Origin of the sequence: Nonomuraea sp. PA05 (genome assembly GCF_008086045.1) — a bacterium.
In the GTDB taxonomy this organism is placed as follows: Bacteria; Actinomycetota; Actinomycetes; order Streptosporangiales; family Streptosporangiaceae; genus Nonomuraea; species Nonomuraea monospora.
Genome location: NZ_VSEY01000001.1, coordinates 50,488 through 68,227 on the forward strand (window position 1 = coordinate 50,488; position 17,740 = coordinate 68,227).

Consider the following 17,740-nt stretch of genomic DNA (forward strand, 5'->3'; position numbering starts at 1 on the left):
GCACCTCCCTGACAGTCCGGGTCGTGAGCGCGGGGCCCTCCCCGGCCATTCCCGTGCGCTCGAAATTGAGTCTTACACCACTGATGACGCGTCACAACCGATTCCCACCAATTTCGCGCGGTTTCGAGATGGAAATACGAAGATAAATATTTCTCGCATTCATCGGGGGTTGTTCGGCGGGCCGGCGAGGGTGCGACCTGGAGCGAACGTCACCTCCAGGGACGGAACGGGCGAATCACGGAAAGCCCGTGCCCAGGGAGGCAAGGGATCTTTGGGAGAGGTGACATATCGGAAAGGGAGTACGCCATGATGGGGCGTGGGGCCGTCCCCGTGAGGCCGAAGCCGACGGCCGCCCGACTCCACCATGCCCCCATGGAGATCGCATGTCCCGACCGCTGATCGGTATCACCGCCTACTTCGAAGCAGCCCGCTGGGGCGACTGGGTGCGGGAGGCCGTGCTGTCCCCGCCCTCCTACGCCAAGGCGGTCGGGCGGGCGGGGGGCGCGCCCGTGGTGCTGCCGCCCCTGGCTCCCAGCGCCGTGGACGACTACGTGAGCGGGCTGAAGGGCGTCGTCCTGGCCGGTGGCGTCGAGGTGGCGGCCGACGCCTACAACGGCGAGCAGGACGAGCGCGTCCACGAGCCGCAGGCGCAGCGCGACCGGTTCGAGCTGGCCCTGGCCAGGGCCGCGGTGCGCGCCGACATCCCGATCCTGGCCGTCGCCAGGGGCATGCACGTGCTGAACGTCGCCCAGGGCGGCACGCTCATCCCGTGGCTGCCCGACGTGCTCGACAGCGACCGGCACGCCGAGCCGGACGGCGGTCACACGATCCAGGTCAGCGTCTCCAGCAAGCTCGGCAAGGCCGTCGGCGACCGGGTCGAGACCAGCGCGCCGCACCACCAGTCCGTACGCCGTCTCGGCTCCGGCCTGCTGGCCGTGGCCTGGGCGGAAGACCAGATCGTGGAGGGCATCGAGCTGCAGGGACACCGGTTCGGCGTGGGCGTCCAGTGGCACCCGGAGAGAGGCGGCGACAACCGCCTCTTCGATGCGTTCATCGAGGCGGCCCGCTAGGCTGCGATCATGCCGCTGCACCCCCAGGCGCGGGAGTACCTCGCCCGGTACCCATCGGATCTCGACGCCGACCTGGCCGCGCTCGACCTGGCCGCGATCCAGGACATGCGCGCGCAGGACACGTTCGCGGCCCACCGAGGGCCGCTGACGAAGCTGCCGTTCGTGCGTGACGAGGAGGCGGAGGGCGTCCCCATCCGCATCTACCGCGCCGACCCGGGAGACGGCCCGCTGCCGGTCGTGGTCTACTTCCACGGCGGCGGCTGGGTGTTCGGCAGCGTCAGACGCAACGACCCGACCGCCCGCGACCTGGCCATCCGCACGGGCGCCGTGGTCGTCTCCGTCGACTACCGGCTGGCGCCGGAAAGCCCCTTCCCGGCCGCCGCCGACGACGCCTGGACGGTCGTGCGCGACATCTTCGCCAGGCCCGCCTTCTACCAGAGCAACGGCAGCGTCGCCGTGAGCGGCGACAGCGCGGGCGGCAACCTGGCCGCCGTCGCCGCCTGGCAGGCCCGCGACGCCGGCCTGCGACTGGCGCACCAGGTGCTCGTCTACCCGGTGCTCGACGTGGCGATGGACACTCCCAGCTACGCCGAGTTCGCCAAGGGCTTCGGCCTGGACGCCGAGGAGATGGCCTGGTTCGCCCGCCAGTACGCGCCGGAGGCCGACCCGGCCGACCCGCGGCTGTCCCCGCTGCGCCTGCCCGGACTGTCCGGCCTGGCCTCCGCCACGATCGTGACCGCGGGCTGCGACGTCCTCAGGGACGAGGGCGAACGCTACGCGGCCCTGCTGGCCGAGGCGGGCGTGCCGGTCGACCTGCGCAGGTTCGAGGGCGCGGTGCACTCGTTCTACGTCCTGCCCGGCCTGTTCGACCAGGCGATCGAGGCCAGAGAGTACGTCGCGGACCGGCTGCGGGAGCACCTGTGATGGACGCCTACACCAAGCTCAAGCTCGACACCCCGGCCGAGGGCGTGCTGCGGATCACGATCAGCGAGCCGTCCCGCCTCAACGCCGTGGACGCCACCGCCCACCGCGAGCTGGGCGAGATCTGGCGCGACGCCGACCGCGACGACAGCGTGCGCGCCATCGTGGTCAGGGGCGAGGGCCGGGCCTTCTCGGCGGGCGGCGACCTGTCCATGATCGAGGAGATGATGCGCGACCACGCCACCCGGCTGCGCGTCTTCGCCGAGGCCCGCGACATCGTCTACAACGTGCTCAACTGCGCCAAGCCGGTCGTCTCCGCCATCCAGGGCCCCGCCGTCGGCGCGGGGCTGGCCGTCGCGCTGCTGGCCGACATCTCCGTGGCGGGCCGCACCGCGCGCATCATCGACGGCCACACCAGGCTCGGCGTCGCCGCCGGCGACCACGCCGCGATCATCTGGCCGCTGCTGTGCGGCATGGCCAAGGCCAAGTACCACCTGCTGCTCTGCGAGCCCGTCACCGGCGAGGACGCCGAGCGCATGGGCCTCGTCAGCCTGTGCGTGGACGACGACCAGGTGCACGACAAGGCCATGGAGATCGCCGTCAGGCTCGCGGCCGGCGCCCAGGAGGCGATCAGGCTCACCAAGTACTCGCTCAACAACTGGCTGCGCCTGGCGGGCCCGTCCTTCGACGCCTCGCTCGCCATGGAGTTCCTCGGATTCACCGGCCCCGACGCAGGTGAGGGCGTGCGCGCGCTGCGCGAGAAGCGGCCGCCCGCCTTCGGCTGACCTCCGATCCCGGCACGAGACGAATGCTTCCCCAGGCCTCGGGTAGGCGGCTTTCACGGAGGACGACGACGGGGGGAGGAGGTCAACCGACGCGGCTGCCGGTCGCGGAAAGCCGCGGGGCGGTCCGAGTGCCCGCGCCGCGAGGGGGTTGAGCAACCAGCTCCCCGCTTACAGGCGTGGCCCGCCCGATTACGGCGCCAATCGGGCGGCCGGGCTCCCCGCCAGGGCCCCTGTTGGGGACGGCGAGCGAGCAAGGTCCCTATCGGGGACGGCGAGCGTGGAAGACGAAGGCGGGCGGAGTGTTCCGCCACACCGTACGCCCCGGCACCACTTCCTCGAACCGCTCCGCCAGCAGCGCGCGGAACCGCCGCGCGGAGCTGAGCGGAATGGCGTGGATGTAGGAGAACGTGGTGAACGCCGCCCCAGGGCTCATCGCCCCCGTCACGGCACCCAGCAGATCACGCTGCAACTGGCCGGGGAACGCCGCCCAGGGCAGCCCGCTCACCACCACGTCAGCCATCCGCAGCCCGCGCTCGGCCAGCAGGTCGCTCAGGCGCGTGGCGTCCGCGTTGGCCACGTCCACCTTCGGGAACCGCTCGGCCAGCAGCCGGGCCATCGGCTCGTTCAGCTCCACCGCCAGATGGTGCCCCCGCCCGCTCAGCCGCTGCTGGATCTCCGCGGTGAACGGGCCCGTACCAGGCCCGAGTTCGACCACGATCGGCTCGCCCTTCTCCGGGACAGGCGCGCAGACGGCCGCGGCCAGATGCCGCGAGCTCGGCGCCAGCGCGCCGATGGCGGCCGGGTTGCGCAGGAACTGGCCGAGGAACAGTGCGGTGTCGTTGGGCATGACCCGAACCTAGGCCCGCGACCGCGCTTGATCGCTCCGCCGTCCGGGCGGACCTCCGGCCACTTGGAGGAGGCGCACTCCTCCGCCCGGAGGAACAACCGCACGCGGCGAGGCGGATACGGTGTGTCCATGCGTTGGCGTGGTGTGCCGCTCGATATCCTGGTCGCGGCCTCGGCAGTGGGCCTCGACCTGCTGACCACCGCCAAGGCGGGCGACACGGAGTTCCTCCCCGCCGAGCTGAACCTGCCCATGGCGCTGCTGGTCGGCCTGCCCATGGGGCTGGTGCGCCGCTGGCCCGTGATCGTCAGCCTCTACCTCGCGGCGGCCCTGTTCGTCACCGACCAGCTCGGCTCGTTCACCTCCAACACCGCCCAGATCCTCCTGTGCGTGGCGCTCGGCGTGGCCGGCTACACCTCCAGGGTGCGCGCCACCGCCCTGGCCGTGGCCGCGTCGATCTTCGCGACCGCGTTCAACATCGCCGACCCCGGCGCCGCGCTCACCGGCAACATGTGGATGTACTCCGTCCTGCTGCCCGTCTTCCCCGCCGTGCTCGGCGCCTACCTGCGCAGCTCCGCGGAACGCCTGGAGGAGCGCGAGGTCACCCCCGACGCGCTGCTCGCCGCCGGCGGCGTGGCCATCACCGTGCTCAGCACCTGGACCGCCTGGCACTCCGGCACCCAGCCCGTCTGGGTGGTCGGCCTGCTCGCCGTCGTGGGCGGCCTGTCACTGGGCATCGCCAGGCGGCTGCCCGGCCTGGTCTTCCTGCTGCAGGGCGTGCTGCTCGTCTCCGCCGACACCTACCTGAACGCCGCCGTCAACACGTGCGTGATCCTCACCCTCATCGCCATCGGCGTGTTCTCCATGCGTGTGGTGTCCTGGGCGTGGACGGTGGCCGCGTACGTCACCGGCTGCCTGCTCACCGCCATCGCCGTCGTCGGCGACAACACCGAGATCACCGGATTCCGCGTGGGGGTCCTCATGACGCTGGTCGCCACGCCCATCGCCATCGGCCGCTACCTGGGCGTGCGCAGGGCCGCCGCGGCCACCGAGAAGCTCGTCGCCGAGGAGGCCGCGCGCGCCGCCGTCGCCCAGGTGCGCGCCGACCAGCTCGCCGAACGCGAGCGCATCGCCCGCGACGTGCACGACATCGTCGCCCACCACGTCGGCGCCATGGTGCTGCGGGCCAGCGCCGCCCGCTACGCCGCCCCCGACGGGCCCGTCGCCGACGCGCTCAACGACATCAGGGAGACCGGCCACCAGGTGCTGCAGGACCTGCGCGACCTGCTCGACCTGCTGCGCGACCCCGACCGCCAGCCCGACCTGCTGGCCAACCCCGCCGACGTCGTCCGCGAGTCCGCCGAGCGCATGGCCGCCGCGGGCCTCGTCGTCGACCTCGACCTCGACCCGGCCACCGACCAGACGCCGCTGATCGCCCGCACCTCGGCGGCCCGCATCGTCCAGGAAGGACTGACCAACGTGCTCAAGCACGCAGGCCCCGGCACCCGGGTCCGCGTCTCCGTGACCCCGTCGGAGGAAGGGCTGGACGTCGAGATCCGCAACGGCCGCCCGCCCACCGCCATCGAGCGCCTGCCCTCCTCCGGGCGCGGCCTGGCGGGCATGCGCGAGCGGGTGCGCACCCTCGGCGGCACCCTCAGCGCCGGGCCCGACGGCGAGGGCGGCTGGCTGCTGGCCGCCCACCTGCCCGCCCACACCCGCGTGTCCCCGGGGAGCGCGGCGTGATCCGCGTGCTGGTCGCCGACGACCAGGCGCTCGTCCGCGCAGGCGTACGCATGCTGCTGCAGGCCACCGGCGACATGGAGGTCGTCGGCGAGGCCGAGGACGGCGCCGAGGCCGTCCGCCTGGCCGAGCGCCACCTGCCCGACGTGATCCTGATGGACCTGCGCATGCCCAGGGTCGACGGCCTGGAAGCCATCAAACGCGTCCTCGCCGCCCGCCCCGGCACCCGCATCGTCGTGCTGACCACCTTCGCCGAGGACGGCAACGTCTACGCAGCCCTGCGCGCCGGCGCGGTCGGCTTCCTGGTCAAGGACGACGAGCCCGAGCGCATGGTGGACGCCGTCCGCAGGGCCGCCGCAGGCGAGCAGCTCCTCGCCCCCTCCGTGCTGCGCCGCGTCGTCGAACGCTTCCTGGCCGCCGAGGAGCAGGCCGCGCCCGCCGCCCCGCCCGGGCTGACCGAGCGGGAGCTGGAGGTGCTGGCCCTGGTCGGCACCGGCCTGTCCAACGCGGAGATCGCCGAGGAGCTGCACGTCGGCGTCACGACGGTCAAGACGCACATCGCCGCCGCGATGGACAAGCTGGGCCTGCGCAACCGCATCCAGGCCGCCGTCGTCGCCCACCGCACCGGCCTCGTCGACGCCTCCTTCCGCCCGGTACGCCAGCCGCGCGGCGGCTGACCGGCCCGTACGGCGCCGGTGGAGATCCATCCCCGGACGTACCGGTGAGTCATCCGGCAGGGTGACGACCCCCGGCGCCGCCCCCCGCCACCATGTGATCCTTCACCCAGCGAAAGGATCCTCCATGGCCATGCGGGAAACCGTCACCATGCCCCGGCCTGCGGGCCGGGTCTCCTCCGGCCTCCTCTACAGCCTGCGCGTCGCCGTCACCGCCCAGGCGGCGGCGCTGCTCGTCGCCGCCTCCTTCGCCGGCCAGGCGGTCGAGTCCGAGCCGATGATCGAGGCCCACGTCCTGGCCGGCATGGCCGTGCACCTCGTCGCCCTCGTCCAGATCGTGCTGGCCGTCCTGGTCTGGCGCCCGGGACGCGGCGCCGGCTGGCCCGCCCTGGCCAGCGTCGCGCTGTTCGTGGTCGGCATGCTCCAGCACGTCACCTGGCTGTGGCTCGGCGCCCACCTGCCCGCGGGGGTGACCCTGTTCGGGCTGATCACCGCCGTACTGGTCTGGGCATGGTCCCCGGCAGCGGCCCGCCGCCGCTAAGGTCGGAGATGTGTATGTGAAGATCTGCGGGCTGCGCGAGCCCGGGCACGTGGCCACCGCCGTCGAGGCGGGCGCCGACGCGATCGGGTTCGTCATGACCAGGAGCCCGCGCCGCGTCACGCCCGAGCGCGCCGCCGAACTGGCCGCACTCGTCCCGGAGCACGTGCTCACCGTCGGCGTCTTCCGCGGCGAGGACCCGGAGACGGTCCGCGCGGCGGCGCTCGCCTCCGGGGTGCGCGCCGTCCAGCTCCACGGCACCCACCCGCACGGCGACTTCACCGCGCTCAAGGACCTCGGCGTCACCCTCATCCGGGCCGTGGACGCCCAGGCCGACCTGCGCTGCGGCGCCTACGACGAGGACCTGCTCCTGGTCGACGCCCCCCACGCCGGCTCCGGCCAGCCGTGGGACTGGGCCGCCGTGCGCGGCAAGGCGACCGGCCGGTGGCTGCTCGCCGGCGGCCTCGCCCCCGGCAACGTCCGCGAGGCCATCGAGGCCGCCGGCCCGTGGGGGGTCGACGTGTCCAGCGGCCTGGAGAGCGAGCCGGGAGTCAAGGACCCGCGGCTGATCGAGGAGTTCCTCCGGAGCGTCCGTGGATGAACTGGCCAGGTGGCCGGCGCTCGACCGCGGTGGCGCGGCGGCCGACCTGGCGCGCGCCCTCGCCTTCCTGCACGGCTTCGCCCGCCGGCGGGCGCCGGTGGTGGTGCCGGTGCCGGGCGGGTTCGGGGTGCTGGACGATCGCTTTCCCGGCTCGTACGACGACAACAAGCTGATCATCACGACGGACGGCAACGCCCTTGGCGAGGGCACGGCCGGTGAAGGTCCAGGCGGGGCGGCGACCGGCACAGGCCCGGGCGGGGCGGCCGTCGGCGGGAGTCCGGGCGGGGCGGCCGGTGAGGGGCTGGCCGGTGAGGGGCTGGCCGGGGCGATGCCGGCGGGCGAGGAGCAGGCCTGGCGGCTGATGGCGGCGGCCGACGAGGTGCTGGCCGAGCGGCGGCACCGCCTCGTGTGCGTCGACGACGACCGGCTCGGCACGGCCTGCGCGCCCGCGTTCGCCGCCGCCGGCTACGAGCACGAGACGAACCTCGTGATGGTCTTCCGCGGCCAGCTCCCGCACGACCCGCCACCGGCGGAGCGGCTCGATACGGCGGAGCTGGAGCCGGTGCTGCGCCGCGACTGGCGCCGCACGCTGCCGCAGGCCCCCGAGGAGGTGATCGACGGGCTCGCCCGGCGGGTGGAGGCCCGGCTGCGGGGCGCCGACACGGTGGGCTTCCGCGGCGTGCGCACCCCGTCAGGGGAGATCGCCGCCCGCGCCGACCTGTACGCGCACGGCGGGGTCGCCCAGATCGAGAGCGTCTTCACCGGCGAGGAGCACCGGGGCCAGGGGTACGCGCGTTCCCTGATGCGGTCGTTGCTGGCCGAGGCGCGCGACGCCGAGCTGATCTTCCTGCTGGCGGACGCCGGCGACTGGCCGCGCCACTTCTACGAACGTCTGGGCTTCACCGAGGTGGGCCGCACCCACGCCTTCCTCCGCACCTGACCCCCGGGCCGCCTGCGCGCTTCCGCAGGCTGTGCGCCCCACGCGTTGCGCGCCCCGGGCCGCCGCGTGCTGCGAGGCGCACGCCGCGTGCTGCGAGGCGCACGGCCGGGGCGCACGGCGCGTGAAGGCGGCGAGCCGGGTGGCCTGGGAAAGCGGGGGTGGGAGGCGAGCGCTGCCGCGCAGTTCCACGCAGTAGGGTCTGCTGCGTGAGCGAAACTTCCGCCGAGGACCGGATCTGGACGGTTCCTAACCTGCTGAGCTTCCTGCGCCTCCTGGGCGTCCCCGTGTTCCTCTGGCTGGTTCTCGTGCCACAGGCCGACGGCTGGGCCATCGGCGTCCTGGCGGTGGCGGGTTTCACGGACTGGCTCGACGGAAAGATCGCTCGGGCGTTCAACCAGACGAGCAAGCTGGGCCGGCTCATCGATCCGGCGGCGGACAAGCTCTACGTGTTCGCGACGATCTTCGCGTTGCTGGTGCGGGAGGTCATCCCGTGGTGGCTGGTGGTGGTCATCCTCGGGCGTGAACTCTTGGTCGCGAGTTTCTTCCCCGTACTTCGCAAATACGGGTATAAGGCACTTCAGGTGCATTTCCTGGGCAAGGCCGCCATGTTCAACCTCATGTACGCCTTCCCTCTCCTCTTCCTTGCCTCCCACACTGGGTGGTATGCCGAAATAGCCCGGATTGTCGGGTGGGCCTTCGCGCTCTGGGGAACGGGCCTGTACTGGTGGGCGGGGGTGCTGTATGTGGTACAGGTGCGCCAACTCGTAACCGCGGCCAAGAAGGGGTGATCGGGTGAAGGCGGTCGTCATGGCGGGCGGGGAGGGCACTCGGCTGCGTCCCATGACCGCCAACCAGCCCAAACCCCTGCTCCCCGTGGCCAACCGCCCGATCATGGAGCACGTGCTGCGCCTGCTCAAGCGGCACGGCGTCACCGAGACGGTGGTGACGTTGCAGTTCCTGGCCGCGCTGGTGCGCAACTACTTCGGCGACGGCGACGAGCTGGGCATGAGCCTCCAGTACGCCACCGAGGACGTCCCGCTCGGCACCGCCGGCAGCGTGAAGAACGCCGCCGACCGCCTCCGTGATGACCGATTTCTGGTGATCTCCGGAGATGCCCTGACGGATATTGATTTATCCGACATGATCCGTTTTCACCGGGAAAATGGGGCTCTCGTTACCATCGGCCTCAAACGGGTACCGAACCCCCTCGAATTCGGGATCATCATCGTGGACGACGAGGGCCGCGTCCAGCGCTTCCTGGAGAAGCCCACCTGGGGCCAGGTCTTCTCCGACACCGTCAACACCGGCATCTACGTCATGGAACCCGAGGTGCTCGACGCCGTCGCCACCGGCGAGCCCGTCGACTGGTCCTCGGACGTCTTCCCCGCCCTCCTGGAGCGCGGCGCCGCCATCTACGGCTACGTCGCCGACGGCTACTGGGAGGACGTCGGCACCCACGACAGCTACCTCAAGGCCCAGGCCGACGCCCTGTCCGGCAAGGTCGAGCTGGACATCGGCGGCTTCGAGCTCTCCCCGGGCGTCTGGGTCGCCGACTCGGCCTCGGTCGATCCCGACGCGGTGCTCAAGGGCCCGCTGCTCATCGGCGACTACGCCAAGGTCGAGGCGGGGGCCGAGCTGCGCGAGTACACCGTGCTCGGCAACAACGCGGTCGTCCGCGAGGGCGCGTTCCTGCATCGCGCGGTCGTCCACGACAACGTCTACCTCGGCCCCGGCGCCCACCTGCGCGGCTGCGTCATCGGCAAGAGCACCGACGTGATGGCCGGCGCCCGCATCGAGGAGAACGCCGTCATCGGCGACGAATGCGTCATCGAGGCCGAGGCGTACGTCTCCAGCGGCGTGAAGGTCTACCCGTTCAAGACCATCGAGGCCGGCGCGGTCGTCAACACCAGCGTCATCTGGGAGTCGCGCGGCCAGCGCAACCTGTTCGGCCCGCGCGGCGTCAGCGGCCTGGTCAACGTCGAGATCACCGCCGAGCTGTGCGTGCGCCTGGCCAGCGCGTACGCCACCACCCTGCGCAAGGGCGAGTACGTGGTCACCTCCCGCGACTGCTCCCTGGCCGCCAGGGCGCTGAAGCGGGCCGTCATCGGCGCGCTCACCGCGGGCGCCATCAACGTCCTCGACCTGGAGGCCGCCCCGCTGCCCGTCACCCGCTTCCACACCGCGCGCGAGTCGGCCGCGGGCGGCATCGCGCTGCGCACCACCCCCGGCGACCCGCAGAGCGTGGACATCGTCATCATGGACGACCGGGGCGCCGACCTGCCGCCGGTCGCCCAGCGCAAGCTGGAGCGGGTCTTCTCCCGGCAGGAGTTCCGCCGCGCGTTCCCCGGCGAGATCGCCGAGCTGGCCTATCCGGCCAGGGCGTTCGAGGACTACAGCCACGAGCTGCTGCGCAACGTCGGCGTCGGCGGCGTCCGGGACATGAAGGTGGTCGTGGACTGCGCGGGCGGCACCTCCTCGCTGGTGCTGCCCACCCTGCTCGGCCGGGTCGGGGTGGAGGTGCTCACCGTCAACGCCCGCCTCGACGACGTCTCGCCCACCGAGACGCTGGCCGAGCGCCGCCGCGACCTGCAGCGCCTGTCGGAGCTGGTCAGCAGCTCGCGGGCGGCGTTCGGCGTGCGCTTCGACCCGGTCGGCGAGCGCATCGGCCTGGTGGACGAGAAGGGGCAGCTCATCAGCGAGGAACGGGCCCTGCTCGTCGTGCTCGACCTGGTCGCCGCCGAGCGCAGGGGCGGGCAGGTGGCGCTGCCGGTCACCACGACGCGCGTCGCCGAGCAGGTGTGCCGCTTCCACGGCGTGCAGGTGCAGTGGACCTCCACCGCGCTGGACGCCCTCACCTCGGCCGCCGCCGGCCCCGACATGATCTTCGCGGCGGACGGGCGCGGCGGCTTCGTGGTGCCGGAGTTCAGCCCCGCGATCGACGGGATGGCCGCGTTCATCCGCCTGCTCGGCCTGGTCGCCCGCACCCGGCTGTCGCTCAGCCAGATCGACGCCAGGATCCCCGAGGTCAAGCTGCTCAAGCGGACCGTGCCCACGCCGTGGGCGGCCAAGGGCGCCGTCATGCGCTCGGTCATCGAGGCGGCCGAGTCCGAGGTCCAGCAGGGGGAGCGGGGGCATCGCATCGACACCACCGACGGCGTGCGGGTGACCCGCGACGACGGGAGCTGGGTGCTGGTGCTGCCCGCCGCCGCCGAGCCCGTCACCGATCTGTGGGCCGAGGCGGGGGACATGGACGGCGCCCAGGCACTGATCGAACGCTGGGCCCGGATCGTGGAACAGGCCGCGGGGTGATAGCGTCACACGCTGTGATCGGAAAGGGTTTACCGGAGATGTGCCCAGGGAGTGCCGCAAGATCGTAATGTAGAAACGCGCGGCGGCATGGACCACGGGGCGGGGGCGGCGGTAACTTTGTCTGCGTCCAAACCAACGTGCAGCGCCCCGCCTTGACCTTTGCCGCTGATCAGCGTAAGTTGCGGCATTCGCAAACTTGAAAAAGCGAAGCGAGGCGCGCCCTGAGCACCGTCGCCGCGTCTTCGCGGTAGGAGGCCGAGCCGATCGATGCCGAGCGTCTACTGCACGCAGTGCGGGCACGCCAACCCCGAGGATGCCCGTTTCTGTTCCCGCTGTGGGTCACCGCTGACCAGACCCGAGGTCTCCGGGGATACCACATCGACGATCTCCGTCGCGGGAATCGAGGCGTACGAGGCTGAGACAGGCGACATGCTCCTGGCCGAGCGGGCGCTGGTCGAGCAGTTGCCGCCCGGAACGGCGTTGCTCACGGTGACCAGGGGGCCCAACCAGGGGAGCCGCTACCGGCTCGACAAGGACCTGACCACCACCGGCCGCCACCCCGAGAGCGACATCTTCCTCGACGACATCACGGTCTCCCGCCGGCACGTCGAGTTCTACCGCCTGCGCGGCGGCCAGTTCTCCGTGCGCGACGTGGGCAGCCTCAACGGCACCTACGTCAACAGGGAGCGCATCGAGGAGGTCCCCCTGCACTCGGGGGACGAGGTGCAGATCGGTAAGTTCCGCCTCCTGTTCCTGATGCGGGGCAACTCCGGCGTATGAGCGGGTGCGGTGAGCGACTCACGGTGACGGGCGGCCGTCCGCGGGAGGCGGTATGAGTTCTCAGGCTGCGCGCTCGCACATGAGCATCGGGGAGGTGCTCGCCCTGCTGCAGGGCGAGTTCCCCGACGTGACGATCTCCAAGATCAGGTTCTTGGAGGGCGAGGGCCTGATCGAGCCCGAGCGCAGCCCGTCCGGCTACCGCAAGTTCACGCACCTGCACGTGGAGCAGCTCCGCTTCATCCTCACCGAGCAGCGTGACCACTACCTGCCGCTGCGGGTGATCAAGGACAGGATGGCCGAGAGCTTCGGCCGCCCGCGCGCCCTTCAGCAGACGCAGGAGATCAGGCTCAGCCGGGCCGAGCTGCTGGAGGCCGCCGCGATCGACGAGGAGACCCTCGCCGAGCTGGAGGACTACGGCCTGCTGGCGCCGGTGGCCAGGCGTTACGACGAGGAGGCGCTCAAGGTGGCCCGCACCGTGGGCGCCCTGGCCCGTTTCGGCCTGCACGCCCGCCATCTGCGGGCGGTCAAGGCGGCGGCCGAGCGAGAGGCCGGGCTGGTCGAGCAGACGGTCGCGCCCATACTCAAGCGGCGCCGCCCGGGAGCCATCGGCGAGGCCGACGAGGTCGCCAGGGAGCTGTCCACTCTGCTGCTCGACCTGCACGCATCCCTTGTGCGCACGGGTGTCCGATCGGTCCTGGGACGTTGAGACCGTAGCGAGCTGGGAGGCGGAGGCACATTCCAGGCCCCCCGGGTGTTACGTTGAATTGCGAAGCCAAGTCAGCAGAAGCGATGATCGAAGAGCTGTGCCGGGTGACCGGTCAGGAATACGGAGCAGCCCGTGTTGCAGATGGAGGTCGTGGGCGTTCGAGTAGAAATGCCCACTAATCAGCCGATCGTCTTGCTCAAGGAGGCACACGGGGAGCGGTTCCTTCCTATATGGATTGGCATGACCGAGGCCACGGCCATCGCGCTGGCCCAGGCGGAGGAGCCTCCGCCGCGGCCGCTCACCCACGACCTCTTCCGCGACGTGCTGAGCGCGCTGGGCGTCGGCCTGCGCGCCGTCAACATCGTCGCCCTGCGCGACGGGATCTTCTTCGCCGATCTGGTGTTCTCCAACGGCGTGGAGGTGAGCGCTCGTCCCTCCGACTCGATCGCGCTCGCCCTGCGCACGGGGGCCCGCATCTTCGCCAGTGAGGAGGTCGTCCAGGAGGCCGGAGTGATCATCCCGGACGACCAGGAGGACGAGGTGGAGAAGTTCAGGGAGTTCCTTGACACGATCACTCCCGAGGACTTCGGCAGGGCGGGGTAGGTATTTCAGTGCATTTACGCTTCACGACGCGCCGAGCCGGATCGTTGACTGAGCATGGTCACGGTCCTACGGTGCAAGTGAAACCCGTGGTCGCCCTTTATGAACCCCCAGATCAGGCCACGGGATGAGAGAAAGCCGGAGGTCCGCGTGGCGGTCAGCAGCGGCGAGGGAAAGACGGCCGGCCAGGAAGATCCGGTGCGGCGCGAGAGCGCGCGGCAGCGTGCCGGGGAGCAGGGTCTGCTCTTCGACGAGCAGCCGACGGCGCTGCCGGGCGACATCGGATACCGCGGGCCGACGGCCTGCGCCGCGGCCGGCATCACCTACAGGCAGCTCGACTACTGGGCGCGCACGGGCCTGGTTGAGCCCACGATAAGGGCGGCGCACGGGTCGGGCTCCCAGCGGCTCTACAGCTTCCGCGACATCCTGGTGCTCAAGGTCGTCAAGCGGCTCCTCGACACCGGGGTGTCGCTGCAGCAGATCCGCACGGCGGTGCAGCACCTGCGTGACCGCGGAGTCGCCGACCTCGCGCAGATCACGCTGATGAGCGACGGCGTGAGCGTGTACGAGTGCACCTCGGCCGACGAGGTGATCGATCTGCTCCAAGGCGGCCAGGGCGTGTTCGGCATCGCGCTCGGCCGGGTCTGGCGGGAAGTCGAGGGGTCGCTCGCGGAGCTGCCGGGGGAACGCGCGGCGGTCGAGGACACCGTCCCGGCCGACCATCCCGCTGACGAGCTGGCCCGCAGGCGCCGCGCGCGCCGCACCGGCTGACCTCTGCCGCGCTGTACTTCTCCCGTGCTGTACTTCTCCCGTGCTGTACTTCTCCCGTGCGCTCGTGCGGTGTGCCGGTGGCCGGAAGCGGTCCGGTGAGCCGTCGTCCGGGCATGGCGTAGTAATCTAGGACAGCAAGGCTGACGACCCCGTGCGGGAGAGTCCCCGGGCACCTGGTCCCGGGGCGCCGAAGGAGCAACCCTCCCCGGAATCTCTCAGGCATCCAGTACCGCTCGGGTGAGGCAACTCTGGAAAGCAGGCGCACCCGCCAGGCGCGCCTCACCGACGGTGCAAGCCCCACCGGGGGTGAAGCTCTCAGGTCGTGGCGCCGCCGCACATCGCGGGGCCGCGCTGACAGAGGGGGAGATCCGGCACTCGTCCGCGCCCTGGCGCCGGTCTCCATAGCCTCGGGAGGCACACCCCATGACCGATCTGTCAGCTCCGCCCTTCTCGTCCAGGCACATCGGCCCCTCTGAGCCCGACCAGCAGCGCATGCTCGAGGCCGTGGGCTTCGAATCCGTCGCGGACCTGGTGGCGGTGGCCGTCCCCGAGGCGATCAGGGCCAAGGACAAGCTCAAGCTGCCCGCCGCGATCGGCGAGGCCGAGGCCATCGCCGAGCTGCGCGCCCTGGCCGGGCGCAACCGGGTGCTCACCTCCATGATCGGCCTGGGCTACTACGACACCGTCACGCCCGGCGTCATCCGCCGCAACCTGCTGGAGAACCCGGGCTGGTACACCGCCTACACGCCGTACCAGCCGGAGATCTCGCAGGGCCGCCTGGAGGCGCTGCTGAACTTCCAGACGGTCGTCTCCGACCTCACCGGCCTGGCCGTCTCCGGCGCGTCCCTGCTGGACGAGAGCACCGCCGCGGCCGAGGCCATGACGCTGGCCCGCAGGGCCGGCAAGTCGAAGAGCGACGTGTTCGTGGTGGACGCCGACGCGCTGCCCCAGACCAAGGCGGTGCTGGCCACCAGGGCCGAGCCGCTCGGCATCACGCTCGTGGAGCACGACCTGGAGGGCGAGCTGCCCGAGTGCTTCGGGCTGCTCGTGCAGTACCCCGGCGCCTCCGGCCGGCTGCGTGACTTCCGCGCCGTGGCCGCCGCCGCGCACGAGGCCGGCGCGCTCGTCGTGGCCGCCGCCGACCTGCTCGCCCTGACGCTGGTCGCCGCGCCCGGCGAGCTGGGCGCCGACATCGCCATCGGGTCCTCGCAACGCTTCGGGGTGCCGTTCGGGTTCGGCGGGCCGCACGCCGCCTACATGTCCGTACGCGAGGGCCTGCAGCGGCAGCTTCCCGGACGCCTGGTCGGCGTGTCCGTGGACGCCGACGGCGACCCCGCCTACCGCCTGGCCCTACAGACCCGCGAGCAGCACATCCGCCGCGAGAAGGCCACCAGCAACATCTGCACCGCCCAGGTGCTGCTCGCCGTCATCGCGAGCATGTACGCCGTCTACCACGGCCCCGAGGGCCTGCGCGGCATCGCGCACCGCGTGCACCGCCACGCCACCGCCCTGGCCGAGGGCCTGCGCGGCGGCGGCGTGGAGGTCGTGCACGGCGAGTTCTTCGACACCGTCCTGGCCCGCGTGCCCGGCAGGGCCGCCGCCGTCGTGGCCGCCGCCGCCGAGCGGGGCGTGAACCTCTGGCGGGTGGACGACGACCACGTCTCCGTCGCCTGCGACGAGAAGACCGGCGCCGCCGAGGTGGCCGAGGTGTGGGCGGCGTTCGGCGTCAGCGCCGGGATCGCCCCCGAGGACGCCCCCGACGCGCTGCCCGCCGACCTGCTGCGCGAGACCCCGTACCTGACCCACCCGGTCTTCCACAGCCACCGCTCCGAGACCGCGATGCTCCGCTACCTGCGCAGGCTGCAGGACAAGGACATCGCGCTGGACCGCTCGATGATCCCGCTCGGCTCCTGCACGATGAAGCTGAACGCGACCACCGAGATGGAGCCCATCACCTGGCCCGAGTTCGCCGCCGTGCACCCGTACGCGCCCGACGAGCAGGCCGAGGGCTACCGCGAGCTGATCGGCACGCTGGAGGGCTGGCTGGCCGAGGTGACCGGCTACGACGCCGTCTCCATCCAGCCGAACGCCGGCTCCCAGGGCGAGTTCGCCGGGCTGCTGGCCATCCGCGCCTACCACCGCGCCAACGGGCAGGGCGAGCGCGACGTGTGCCTCATCCCGTCCTCCGCCCACGGCACGAACGCCGCCAGCGCCGTCATGGCCGGCATGCGCGTCGTGGTCGTGGCCTGCGACGCCGACGGCAACGTGGACCTGGCCGACCTCGACGCCAAGATCGACAAGCACCGTGACGCGCTGTCGGCGATCATGGTGACGTACCCGTCCACGCACGGCGTGTACGAGGAGACGATCACCGAGGTGTGCGCCAAGGTGCACGACGCCGGCGGGCAGGTGTACGTCGACGGCGCCAACCTCAACGCGCTGGTCGGGCTGGCCAAGCCGGGCGAGTTCGGCGCCGACGTCTCGCACCTCAACCTGCACAAGACGTTCTGCATCCCGCACGGCGGCGGCGGCCCCGGCGTCGGCCCTGTCGCCGTCCGCGCCCACCTGGCCGCCTACCTGCCCGGCCACCCGCTGCACAACGGCACCCCCGTCGGCCCCGTCTCGGCGGCCCCGTACGGCTCGGCGGGCATCCTGCCGATCTCCTGGGCGTACGTCAGGATGATGGGCGCGGAGGGCCTCACCGCCGCCACCGAGCAGGCCATCCTGTCGGCCAACTACCTGGCCAGGCGGCTGGCCCCGCACTACCCCGTGCTCTACACGGGCCGCGGCGGCCTGGTGGCGCACGAGTGCATCGTCGACCTGCGGCAGATCACCAAGGAGACCGGCGTCACCGTGGACGACGTGGCCAAGCGCCTCATCGACTACGGCTTCCACGCGCCGACCATGTCGTTCCCCGTGGCCGGCACCCTGATGATCGAGCCGACCGAGAGCGAGGACCTGAACGAGCTCGACCGGTTCGTCGACGCCATGGTCGCCATCCGCGGCGAGATCGCCAAGGTGGCCTCCGGCGAGTACGACAAGACGGACAACCCGCTGCGCAACGCGCCGCACACGGCCGAGTCCGTCAGCGCCGACGAGTGGCCGCACCCGTACGCGCGCTCCGAGGCCGCCTATCCGCTGCCGTCGCTGCGGGAGAACAAGTACTGGGTGCCGGTGCGCCGCATCGACCAGGCCTACGGCGACCGCAACCTGGTGTGCTCCTGCCCGCCCCTCGAGGCGTACGAGGACTGATCCTCCACTCCTGGGCCGCCCCTTGAGACAGCTCACCCCTTGAGACAGCTCGCCCCTTGAGGCAGCTCGGCTCTTGGGGCAGCTCGGCCCTTGGGGCGGGGCCCGACACGCGCGGGGCGCGGACTGCGCGCCCCGCTTCGCCGGGCTTGTCCGGGAACGCGTTCGAGCAGGTCCGGGACCGCGCACCGGCCGGGGCTCCCGGTGCCGCC

General features: G+C 71.8%; 16 protein-coding genes and 1 riboswitch. Of the genes, 15 read left to right on the forward strand and 1 reads right to left on the reverse strand.

All coding sequences use genetic code 11. The features are described from left to right. The first annotated feature begins 383 nt into the window (after positions 1-383). Genes FXF51_RS00230 through FXF51_RS00240 form a run of 3 tightly spaced genes read left to right on the forward strand, consistent with a single transcriptional unit; the run spans position 384 to position 2,776 of the window. On the forward strand, positions 384-1,070 hold the full coding sequence (locus tag FXF51_RS00230) for a gamma-glutamyl-gamma-aminobutyrate hydrolase family protein (protein ID WP_148432148.1): 687 nt from the start codon (positions 384-386) through the stop codon (positions 1,068-1,070). Between the two features lie 9 nt (positions 1,071-1,079). Continuing rightward, entirely contained in the window at positions 1,080-1,994 is a 915-nt protein-coding gene (locus tag FXF51_RS00235; protein ID WP_148432149.1) for an alpha/beta hydrolase, read from the forward strand. Then, entirely contained in the window at positions 1,994-2,776 is a 783-nt protein-coding gene (locus FXF51_RS00240) for an enoyl-CoA hydratase/isomerase family protein (protein WP_148432150.1), read from the forward strand. Before FXF51_RS00235 ends, FXF51_RS00240 begins: the two co-directional genes overlap by 1 nt. Positions 2,777-3,035: 259 nt before the next feature. On the opposite strand, the gene FXF51_RS00245 is transcribed toward FXF51_RS00240, so the two are convergent. Continuing rightward, entirely contained in the window at positions 3,036-3,623 is a 588-nt protein-coding gene (locus tag FXF51_RS00245) for a class I SAM-dependent methyltransferase (protein ID WP_148432151.1), read from the reverse strand. Positions 3,624-3,752: 129 nt separating this feature from the next. Between FXF51_RS00245 and FXF51_RS00250 the strand changes: the two genes are divergently transcribed. From FXF51_RS00250 to gcvP, 12 genes are all read left to right on the forward strand, one after another. Then, a complete protein-coding gene (locus tag FXF51_RS00250; protein WP_262379216.1) occupies positions 3,753-5,363 on the forward strand; it encodes a sensor histidine kinase in 1,611 nt (536 codons plus the stop codon). Beyond that, entirely contained in the window at positions 5,360-6,037 is a 678-nt protein-coding gene (locus FXF51_RS00255; RefSeq protein ID WP_148432152.1) for a response regulator, read from the forward strand. The genes FXF51_RS00250 and FXF51_RS00255 overlap by 4 nt, the downstream gene beginning before the upstream one ends. 124 nt (positions 6,038-6,161) lie before the next feature. Further along, positions 6,162-6,575 (forward strand): hypothetical protein, encoded by a 414-nt coding sequence (locus FXF51_RS00260; protein WP_262379217.1) that lies wholly within the window; start codon positions 6,162-6,164, stop codon positions 6,573-6,575. A gap of 10 nt (positions 6,576-6,585) precedes the next feature. After that, positions 6,586-7,173 carry a phosphoribosylanthranilate isomerase gene (locus FXF51_RS00265; RefSeq protein WP_148432153.1) on the forward strand — a complete coding sequence of 196 codons (588 nt, stop codon included), beginning with the start codon at positions 6,586-6,588 and terminating at the stop codon, positions 7,171-7,173. Further along, complete coding sequence (locus tag FXF51_RS00270; protein WP_148432154.1) at positions 7,166-8,113, forward strand: GNAT family N-acetyltransferase; 948 nt, start codon at positions 7,166-7,168, stop codon at positions 8,111-8,113. The genes FXF51_RS00265 and FXF51_RS00270 overlap by 8 nt, the downstream gene beginning before the upstream one ends. A gap of 206 nt (positions 8,114-8,319) precedes the next feature. Beyond that, positions 8,320-8,901, forward strand: coding sequence for a CDP-alcohol phosphatidyltransferase family protein (locus FXF51_RS00275; protein WP_148432155.1), 582 nt, complete (start codon positions 8,320-8,322; stop codon positions 8,899-8,901). A 4-nt stretch (positions 8,902-8,905) separates the two neighbouring features. Then, positions 8,906-11,422 carry a mannose-1-phosphate guanyltransferase gene (locus FXF51_RS00280; RefSeq protein ID WP_148432156.1) on the forward strand — a complete coding sequence of 839 codons (2,517 nt, stop codon included), beginning with the start codon at positions 8,906-8,908 and terminating at the stop codon, positions 11,420-11,422. A gap of 267 nt (positions 11,423-11,689) precedes the next feature. Then, entirely contained in the window at positions 11,690-12,202 is a 513-nt protein-coding gene (locus tag FXF51_RS00285) for an FHA domain-containing protein (protein WP_148432157.1), read from the forward strand. Between the two features lie 52 nt (positions 12,203-12,254). Further along, positions 12,255-12,908: a MerR family transcriptional regulator gene (locus FXF51_RS00290; RefSeq protein WP_222871055.1), complete on the forward strand. Its 654-nt coding sequence runs from the start codon at positions 12,255-12,257 to the stop codon at positions 12,906-12,908. 132 nt (positions 12,909-13,040) lie between these two features. After that, positions 13,041-13,511: a bifunctional nuclease family protein gene (locus FXF51_RS00295; RefSeq protein WP_090771501.1), complete on the forward strand. Its 471-nt coding sequence runs from the start codon at positions 13,041-13,043 to the stop codon at positions 13,509-13,511. A 147-nt stretch (positions 13,512-13,658) separates the two neighbouring features. Continuing rightward, positions 13,659-14,279: a MerR family transcriptional regulator gene (locus FXF51_RS00300; protein WP_148432158.1), complete on the forward strand. Its 621-nt coding sequence runs from the start codon at positions 13,659-13,661 to the stop codon at positions 14,277-14,279. A gap of 144 nt (positions 14,280-14,423) precedes the next feature. Further along, positions 14,424-14,521: riboswitch (glycine riboswitch) on the forward strand. A 181-nt stretch (positions 14,522-14,702) separates the two neighbouring features. Next, a complete protein-coding gene (gene gcvP, locus FXF51_RS00305; protein WP_148432159.1) occupies positions 14,703-17,531 on the forward strand; it encodes an aminomethyl-transferring glycine dehydrogenase in 2,829 nt (942 codons plus the stop codon). Positions 17,532-17,740 lie beyond the last annotated feature (209 nt).